We start from the raw sequence: 8,584 nt of genomic DNA, 5'->3' as shown, positions 1-8,584 counted from the left end.
CGGCGCAGGCCAGCGACAGGGCAAGCACAAGGGGGCGGGGGCACAGCATCGGGGGCTCCAGGGGTTGACGCAGAGCGTCGTCATCCTGGGTAGACGCGGAACGAGGGCCGATGTCAGGGTGCACCGCGTTGTTCCCGTCGCGGCGGCAGCCACACCTGCATTCCTGCGCCGATCCGCAGCACGCGCACATGCAGCTGCGCGGCCAGCTGGTCGCGGTTGCCGGCCGCATCATCAGCACTGCCGAGCAGAGTGACCGGCTGCTGGCGCAGGCGGGCGCCGACAATCCAGGTGCGCCCGCCATGCCAGCGATCCAGGCCCTGGGTCACCTCGGCAAGCGGAGCGGACACCCAATGCAGCCGTCGCTCGCGCCAGGCCATCGCACCTGCATCGGCGGCATGCGGCAGGGCCGCCGTCTTTCCGTCGAAGCGCAGCTGCTGCCCTTCGGTGGCCTGCAGGTTGCCGCTGCCGCCGTCCACGCGCACGCGATGCTCGGTGACCGTGACCACGCTGTCGTCACGCTGCACGGCCAGATCAAACGCGGTGCCCAGCGCGGTGACGGTACCGTGCGGTGTGTGTACCTGAAACGGTCGCGCAGCGTCGACGCTGACCTGGAACCAGGCCTGGCCGCGCTCCACCTGCAGCTGGCGACGCTGTGCGTCGATGCGGACATGCACTTCGCTGCCCGGCGACAGCAGTACATGCGAACCATCCGCCAGGGTTTCGTCACGGATCTCGCCGGACGCGGTGCGCAATACCTGCGCAGCAGGCGGTGAGGCATGGCGGCTGTACAGGCCGAGCGCACACAGCAGCAGCACCGCAAGGCCGGCTTCACCCAGGCGGCGGCGCTGCCGTCGTTGTTGTTGCCGCTGCAGGCTGGGCATCGTCGCACCGGCCTGCCACAGCTGCTGCAGGTGCAGGTACTGCGCGGCATGGCTTGGATCGGCCCGGCACCATTGCTCGAACGCGTTCTCGTCGCGGTCGCCGTCGTGCCCATCCAGCCACCAGCGGGCAGCTTCGCGCGCAATGGCCTCCTGGCTCATGCGCCGGGTACCTGCTGCAGGGCGACCAGGGCGCGCAGCAGATGGCCATGCGCGGTCTGCCGGCTGATGCCGAGCTGGCGGCCGATCTCGGCCAACGCCATCTGTTCCACGCGGGCCAGCAGGAACACCTGCCGCGCGCGCGGCGGCAACGCGGCGATGATGGCATCGAGATGGCGCAGCTGTTCGGCATCAAGCAGGCGCTGTTCCGGCAGGGGCGCAGGATCGGCGATGGCATGCAGCTGGGCATCCTCCAGCGCCTCTTCGCGACGACGCTGGCGTTGCCGATAGTGGTCGACGATCAGGTTGTGGGCAACGCGATACAGGTATGCACGGCCATTGCTCAGCAGACCGCTGGCGGCGACTTTGACGACACGCAGCCAGGTTTCCTGGACGACGTCATCGGCGTCGCTGCGTTGCGGGAGTTTACGGCGGACATGGGCGTGCAGCGGCCGGTAATGGGCCGCGCACAGATGCGCGACATCCGTCGGTTCGACAGGCGTGGACACGGGGCGGGCGACAACTGGGAAAGGGAACAGCCCGCGGCGGCAAGGGCAGCGGCTGCACCTTACAGCAAAAGAGAATCATTTGCATCCATGTGCGATGTGCGTCGACGGGTGGTGGTTGCCGCGTGGCAAGGTCAGCAGGCTGGAAAATTGGCATGCGGCCAGCACTACCGTGACGATCGTCAGAGATCGCGGTACTGGATCTGCGCGGCCAGCACACGCAGTCCGTCGGCATTGCTGGACAGGATGCGCTCTTCGCCGACCCCCTTCTGCCGCTTCAACTGGAAGCCCTGGTGGGCAGGCAGCTGCGCGGCGATGCTGTCCATGCGCTGCAGGGCATCAGGTCCGCTGCAGTCGAAGTGGCCCCAGTAGGCGCCGTTGCGGTGGATCTGCAACCGGTAGTTCATCGCGGTATCTCCTGCAGGTCCTGCAGCCAGTGGTCGAACATCGCGGTAGCGGCTGCGGCCAGTGGTGCGCCATAGCGGCGTGCCTGCGCGCGCAGGTCGTTGGGGTCGATGCCGGCCTGGGCCAGCTCCAGCGTGTGGCCGATCAGCCAACGCTCGAACTGGCGGGCATCCAGTTCCGGATGGCATTGCAGGGCCAACGCGTGCTGACCGATAGCAAAGGCCTGGTGGCGGCAGGCCGGCGTGCTGGCCAGGCGGCGTGCATCGGCTGGAAGCTCGAACGCCTCGCCGTGCCAGTGCAGTACCGGAATGCCCTGCAGTGCCTGCAGCGGCGAGCGCTGGCCCTCATCGGTGAGCAGCAGGGGCGCGAAACCGATCTCCTTGCCGCCACTGGGGGCAACGCTGGCACCCAGCGCTCGCGCCATCAGCTGCGCGCCGAGGCAGATGCCCAGCGTGGGCCGCTGCTGCTGCAACCGCGCCTTCAACAGCGCGATGCTGTCGTTGAGGAACGGGTAAAGATCAACATCGTTGACGCTGATCGGCCCCCCCAGCACCACCAGCAGGTCAGCCGCTTCGGCCGGATCGAGTGCATCTACACCAGCCTGCAGCACCTGCAGTTGCCAGCCCTGCGCCAACAGCAGTGGCTGCAGGGTGCCGAGGTCTTCAAAGGCAACGTGTTGCAGGACAACCGCGTTCTTCATGCCGGGGCTCCGTTGTTCGGCCAGTAGAAGCTGTCCGGAGTGGCGCGGGCGCCGAAGATGGCCTGGCCGACGCGGACTACGGTGGCGCCTTCCTCGATGGCCACTTCGAAGTCCCCGGACATGCCCATCGACAGCTGCGACAGGTCGATGCCGGGTGGGGCGGTATGCTGCAGCTGGTCGCGCAGTTCACGCAGGCGCACGAAGCACGCGCGCACACGTTCGACTTCGGGAGCGAAGATGGCCAGGGTCATCAGGCCGCGCACGCGTAGCCTGTCGAAGACTGGCAGCTGCTGCACGAAGGTCTCGACGGCGTCGGGTTCCAGGCCGTACTTGCTGGGTTCCGCAGACGTGTTGACCTGGACGAATACATCCAGTGTGCGATTTTCCAGCTGCAGGCGCTGCTGCAGCGCCTCGGCTACGCGCAGGCTGTCCAGCGCCTGGAACTCGCTGGCAAAGCGCGCCACGTAGCGTGCCTTGTTGGTCTGCAGATGGCCGATCACCGACCAGTGCACGCCCAGGTCGGCCATTGTCTCGGCCTTGCGCTGTGCCTCCTGCACCTTGTTCTCGCCCAGTTCGTGGCAGCCGGCGGCCACCGCCATGCGGATGCGGGCGTCATCGACGGTCTTGCTGACTGGCAGCAGGCGCACGCTGGCCGGATCCCGGCCTACGCGGGCACAGGCATCGGCGATGCGTTGTCGCACCGTGACCAGGTTGGCGGCGATCTGTTCAACAGACTGGGCGACGGGCCAGTCGGCGGCGGCAAGGGGCATGCGGGCACCTCCAATGCAGGGCGGCCAGGGTGGGATACACTGGCACAGGACAAGAATTATTTTGGCATAGGACAAAATGAAAATCACCGGGCATAGCGCCGAGTCGATCTTCGACAGCATCCGCGATGGCATCGGCAAGGGCCGTCTGCCAGCCGGCAGCGTGCTGCCGCCGGTGCGCGATCTGGCCGACCAGCTGGGGGTCAATCGCAACACCGTGGCCGCCGCCTACAAGCGATTGGATGCGGCGGGCCTGGCCAGCACCGCGGGCCGGCGCGGCACGGTGGTGCGTGGCCTGCCGCCGACGCTGGCCCGCGAGGGCAGTGTGCCCGGGCTGGCCCTGCATGACCTGGCCGGTGGCAATCCGGACCCGCGCCTGTTGCCCAGTCTGCGCCTGGCGCCGGCCGCGCCACGGCTGTATGGCGTGGGCACGGTCGATCCGCGACTGCAAGCGTTGGCGCGGGCCTCGCTGGATGTGGACTGCCCCGAGGGCTATGCGCTGGAACTGACCCATGGCGCGGTCGATGGCATCGAACGCCTGCTGGCGGCGTGGCTGCTGCCGGGCGATCGCATCGCGGTGGAAGATCCATGCTTCCTCGGCAGCCTCAATGTGCTCAATGCTGTGGGCCACGCGCCGTTGCCGGTGGCGGTGGATGAACACGGCATGCAGGTCGAATCGCTGCGGCAGGCGCTGGAGAGCGGCGCACGTGCGGTGCTGTTGACCCCACGGGCGCACAATCCGACCGGTGCCAGCCTGGATGCGAAGCGGGCACGCGCATTGCGCCAGCTGCTGGCCGCCTATCCGCAGGTGGCGGTGTTGATCGACGATCACTACGCACTGCTCTCGCAGCAGGCCTATCACTCGGTGCTGCCGCTGGATGGCCGGCGCTGGGCGCTGCTGCGCTCGCTGTCCAAGCCGCTGGGCCCGGACCTGCGGCTGGCCTGGCTGGCCTGCGATGAAGAGACTGCGATGCGGCTGCGGTTGCGGTTGGCGTCCGGTATTGGCTGGGTCAGTCACCTGCTGCAGGATGCGGCGACGTCGGTACTGGCGTCGGCGTCGCAACGGGCGAAGATCGTCTCGGCGGGGAAGTGTTACCAGCAGCGGTTGCAGTCGCTGCAGGAACTGCTGCGGGCGCGTGGCGTGCCGACGCCACAGCCGATGGAAGGATTGAACCTGTGGCTGCCGCTGCAGGCTGACAGCCATCCGCAGGTGCTGGCGCTGGCTTCGCGCGGATGGCATGTGCGCGCGGGCGAAGTGTTCGCGGTGGCAGCACCGGGGCATGGCCTGCGCCTCACCTGCGCGGCGCTGGGGGCGGCGCAGCTGCGGCAGCTGGCCGATGATCTGGCGGCGGTGTGTGGGGTTGTAGCGTCGAGCCATGCCGGACGTTGCTTCGCCTTTGTAGAGCCGAGCCATGCTCGGCTGCTGTTGATAGAAGCAGTCGAGCATGGCTCGACTCTACACAAGCAGGTCAGGGCGCGGCGTTCGCGCCCGGGCGCACGTAGTAGGACTGGCCACTGTCATCGACGAACATCAGCTCCGGCTTGCCCTGCCAGGACGTGAGCATGGCGCCGGTGTTGTTCTGGTGCTTGACCATCAGGCTGGCGCCACGGTCCGGGTTGGCGACGACCTTGAAGACTTCGGTGGTGCCGGTGGCATCGTCCAGAGTGAGCAGGGCTTCGCCGCCGCGGTCGCTGGTGCCATAACCGCCGCGCTCGGAACCGTCGGGCCCAAGCAGGATCAGGCCGGACAGCGCGGTGGCACGCGGGCCTTGGGTGCGGCCCTTGCTGAGGGGGTCCGGCACCGGCGCACCAAGGATCACCCGCGGCTGGCCGCCTGCGTCGCGGATGACGAGGCCGCGCGCTTCGATGATCCGCTCTGGCGATTGGCTGCGATGCAGGCTCCAGGCGGTCCAGCCGGAAACGAGCAGGGCAAGGGTCGAGACCACCAGGGTGGTCAGCAGCAGCGCACGGGGCATCGGGTCGTCCTTCCTTGGATGTGCCGACGATAGCGGATGCCAGCGGGAAAAGGCCAGTTCGTTGTGTGACGATGTGTATCGTCAGTGGAAATCGCGGCTGTGGCTGCGCAGTCCCTGCAGCAGCTCATCCAGGCAATGCATGCGCTGCACGATGACATGCTGCACGCCATCAACGCGTTCCAGGCGGCCATCGATCTGCATCAGCTGGGTGTCGACCAGCACCCGGTGCTGGCGGTCGGCCAGGTGGCGCCAGACCACCGCATTGACCATGCCGGTCTCGTCCTCGAGGGTCAGGAAGGTAACGCCACTGGCGGTCTGCGGGCGCTGGCGCATGCGTACCAGGCCGGCGATGCGCACGCGGCGGCCATGGCCGTGCCCCGCCAGTTGTGCGGCATCCAGGCAGCCACGGCTGCGCAGCTGCGTGCGCAGGAACGAGATCGGATGGCGGCCGAGGGTGGTGCCGGTGCTGCGGTAATCGGCCTGCATGTCGTCCCATGCGCTGGGCAGCGGCAACGGCACGCGGGCCTCGGCGGTGGCACGCGCCTGGTCGAACAAGGGCAACCGGTTCTCCACGCCGGAGATATCCCAGCGTGCGCGATGGCGATGGCCGCTGAGCCCACGCAGCGCACCGGCATCGGCCAGCAGGCCCTGGTGGCGGCGGTCCAGGGCGGTGCGCTGGCACAGGTCGCCGACGTCCTCGAACGGCCGCCGCGCGCGCTCGCGCATGATGGCCTGCACGGCCGCTTCGTTGCAGCCGTCGATCAGGCGCAGGCCGAGCCGGATCGACGCCGCGCCCTTGCTGAAATCCAGGGTGCAGTCCCAGTCGCTGTGGCGCACGTCCACCGGCAGCACGCGGATGCCATGGCGGCGTGCGTCCTGCAGCAGTTGATCGGGGCTGTAGAACCCCAACGGCTGGCTGTTGATCAGGCTGGCGGTGAACGCGGCCGGGTGGTGGCACTTCAGCCAACAGCTGGCATAGGTGAGCAGGGCGAAGCTGGCGGCGTGGCTTTCCGGGAAACCGTAATCGCCGAAGCCCTTGATCTGCTCGAACAGGTGCTCGCCATACTCGCGGCTGAAGCCGTTCTTCAGCATGCCGGACAGCAGCTTCTCGCGATGCGGTTCCAGCCCGCCACGGCGTTTCCAGGCCGCCATCGAGCGGCGCAGCGCATCGGCCTGGCCTGGTGTGTAATCGGCAGCCACCACCGCCAGCTGCATTACCTGTTCCTGGAACAGCGGCACGCCCAACGTGCGTGCGAACACGCGTTCCAGCCGTGATGGATAGAGCGGATTATCCGGATCGTTCAGCGCATCCGGGCCTTGCTCGCGCAGGATCCTTCGCCGCTCCAGATAGGGGTGCACCATGTCACCCTGGATCGGGCCGGGACGCACGATCGCCACTTCGATCACCAGGTCATAGAACTCGCGTGGCTGCAGGCGTGGCAACATGGCCATCTGCGCGCGCGACTCGATCTGGAATACGCCGATGGTGTCGGCGGCGCAGATCATGTCGTAGGTCGGACCGTCTTCATCGGGGATCGCATCCATGCGTCCTTCGTGCAGGCCGTGCTGCTTGAGCATCGCCAGGCACTTGCGGATGGCGGTGAGCATGCCCAGTGCCAGGCAGTCGACCTTCATCAGGCCGGTGGCATCCAGGTCGTCCTTGTCCCACTGGATGACGGTGCGATCGGCCATCGCCGCGTTCTCCACCGGTACCAGCGTCGACAGCGGATGTTCGGAGATCACGAAACCACCCGGGTGCTGCGACAGGTGGCGCGGGAAGTCGATCAGTTCGGCAGTCAGTGCCAGCAGTCGCCGCATCAGCGGTGTGTCCGGATCGAAGCCGCGCTCGCGCAGGGTCTCCGGCAGCGGTACATGACCGCCCCAATGGTCCATCGCCGCCCCCAGTTCGTTGACCTGGTCCATCGGCAGGCCGAGTGCGCGGGCGACGTCGCGGATCGCGCTGCGGCCACGGTAACTGATCGCCACTGCGGTCAGCGCAGCACGTTCGCGGCCATAGCGCTTGAACACGTACTGCAGCACCTCTTCGCGGCGCTCGTGCTCGAAGTCGATGTCGATATCCGGCGGCTCGTCGCGCTCGGCGGAGATGAAGCGTTCGAACAGCAGGTTGCTGCGCGCAGGATCGATCTCGGTCACGCCCAGCACGAAGCACACCGCCGAGTTGGCCGCCGAGCCACGCCCTTGGCAGAGGATGTCCTGGCTGCGGGCGAAGCGCACGATGTCATGCACGGTAAGGAAGTAGGAGGCGTAGTTTTTCTCCCGGATCAACGCCAGCTCATGTTCGATCTGCTTGCGCTGTGCGTCCTTGATGCCTTCTGGCCAACGCCAGGGAATCTTTTCTTCGACCAGCTCGCGCAGCCAGCTGTCCGGGTCATGCCCCTCCGGCACCAGTTCGCGCGGGTAGGTGTACTGCAGCTGCTCCAGGGTGAAGTGGCAGCGTTCTGCGATGCGCAGGGTCTCGGCCAGCAGTTCGGGCGGGTACAACTGGGCCAGTGCGCTGCGCGGGCGCAGGTGGCGCTCGCCGTTGGGAAACAGGCGCCAGCCGGCTTCGGCCACGCTGCAGCGATGGCGGATCGCGGTCAGCGTGTCCTGCAGGGCGCGGCGGCGTCGCACGTGCATGTGCACATCGCCACTGGCGACCAGCGGCAGGTGATGGCGTTCGCCGAAGGCCTGCAGCTGCTGCAGGCGGCGTGCGTCGTCGTGTTCGTGGTGCAGTTCCACCGCCAGCCACAGTCGATCATTGAAGCCGGCGCGCAGCAGTTCCAGATCGGTGGCGGCCGGTTGCCGGTCCAGCCACAGGCACAGCAGGCCGTCGGGCAGGCCGAGCAGGTCCTCGCGCAGGCAACGGTACTCGCCCTTGGCCGCGCGCCGCCGGCAGGTAGTGATCAACTGGCACAGCCCGGCATAGGCGGCCTGGTCGGTGCACAGCAGGGCCAGCTTGGGTCCGTCCTCGACCTGGAATTCGGCACCGACGATCAGCGCCACGCCATGCGCCTTCGCCGCCTGCCAGGCACGCACGATGCCGGCCAGCGAGCATTCGTCGGTGATCGCCAACGCGCGGTAGCCCTGGCCGGCGGCGCGCGCGAACAGCTCTTCGGCGATCGAAGCACCACGCTGGAAACTGAAGGCTGACAGGCAGTGCAGTTCGGCGTAGCCGGGCAGTTCGCTGTGCATG

The 8,584-nt window shown here is 67.7% G+C and carries 7 protein-coding genes and 1 pseudogene; 1 reads left to right on the top strand and 7 read right to left on the bottom strand.

Annotated elements, in window-relative coordinates; all coding sequences use genetic code 11:
• Positions 1-113: 113 nt before the first annotated feature.
• The 5 genes from QRO91_RS03020 to QRO91_RS03000 all read right to left on the bottom strand — a co-directional run bounded on the left by QRO91_RS03020 (position 114) and on the right by QRO91_RS03000 (position 3,418).
• Positions 114-1,040, bottom strand: coding sequence for a FecR domain-containing protein (locus QRO91_RS03020; RefSeq protein WP_285310248.1), 927 nt, complete (start codon positions 1,038-1,040; stop codon positions 114-116).
• Positions 1,037-1,546 carry an RNA polymerase sigma factor gene (locus QRO91_RS03015; RefSeq protein ID WP_049427146.1) on the bottom strand — a complete coding sequence of 170 codons (510 nt, stop codon included), beginning with the start codon at positions 1,544-1,546 and terminating at the stop codon, positions 1,037-1,039. Before QRO91_RS03015 ends, QRO91_RS03020 begins: the two co-directional genes overlap by 4 nt.
• Positions 1,547-1,725: 179 nt before the next feature.
• On the bottom strand, positions 1,726-1,950 hold the full coding sequence (locus QRO91_RS03010; protein ID WP_049427144.1) for a hypothetical protein: 225 nt from the start codon (positions 1,948-1,950) through the stop codon (positions 1,726-1,728).
• A complete protein-coding gene (locus QRO91_RS03005; RefSeq protein ID WP_049427143.1) occupies positions 1,947-2,648 on the bottom strand; it encodes a glutamine amidotransferase in 702 nt (233 codons plus the stop codon). The genes QRO91_RS03010 and QRO91_RS03005 overlap by 4 nt, the downstream gene beginning before the upstream one ends.
• Entirely contained in the window at positions 2,645-3,418 is a 774-nt protein-coding gene (locus QRO91_RS03000; protein ID WP_049427141.1) for a YggS family pyridoxal phosphate-dependent enzyme, read from the bottom strand. The genes QRO91_RS03005 and QRO91_RS03000 overlap by 4 nt, the downstream gene beginning before the upstream one ends.
• Before the next feature lie 76 nt (positions 3,419-3,494).
• Here QRO91_RS03000 and ptsJ point away from each other — a divergent pair.
• Positions 3,495-4,778, top strand: a pseudogene (gene ptsJ / locus QRO91_RS02995) (transcriptional regulator PtsJ); the annotation flags it as partial.
• A 106-nt stretch (positions 4,779-4,884) separates the two neighbouring features.
• Here the strand turns inward: ptsJ and QRO91_RS02990 are convergent.
• Positions 4,885-5,391: a hypothetical protein gene (locus tag QRO91_RS02990; protein WP_049427137.1), complete on the bottom strand. Its 507-nt coding sequence runs from the start codon at positions 5,389-5,391 to the stop codon at positions 4,885-4,887.
• A gap of 81 nt (positions 5,392-5,472) precedes the next feature.
• Positions 5,473-8,583, bottom strand: coding sequence for an error-prone DNA polymerase (locus tag QRO91_RS02985; RefSeq protein ID WP_100443819.1), 3,111 nt, complete (start codon positions 8,581-8,583; stop codon positions 5,473-5,475).
• Position 8,584: the final 1 nt, after the last annotated feature.

The sequence above is a fragment of the Stenotrophomonas maltophilia group sp. Smal32 genome, from assembly GCF_030237085.1.
Lineage (GTDB): Bacteria > Pseudomonadota > Gammaproteobacteria > Xanthomonadales > Xanthomonadaceae > Stenotrophomonas > Stenotrophomonas maltophilia_Q.
The sequence above is the reverse complement of the archived record's forward strand: the minus strand, read 5'-3'. Positions and strand labels throughout refer to the sequence as shown.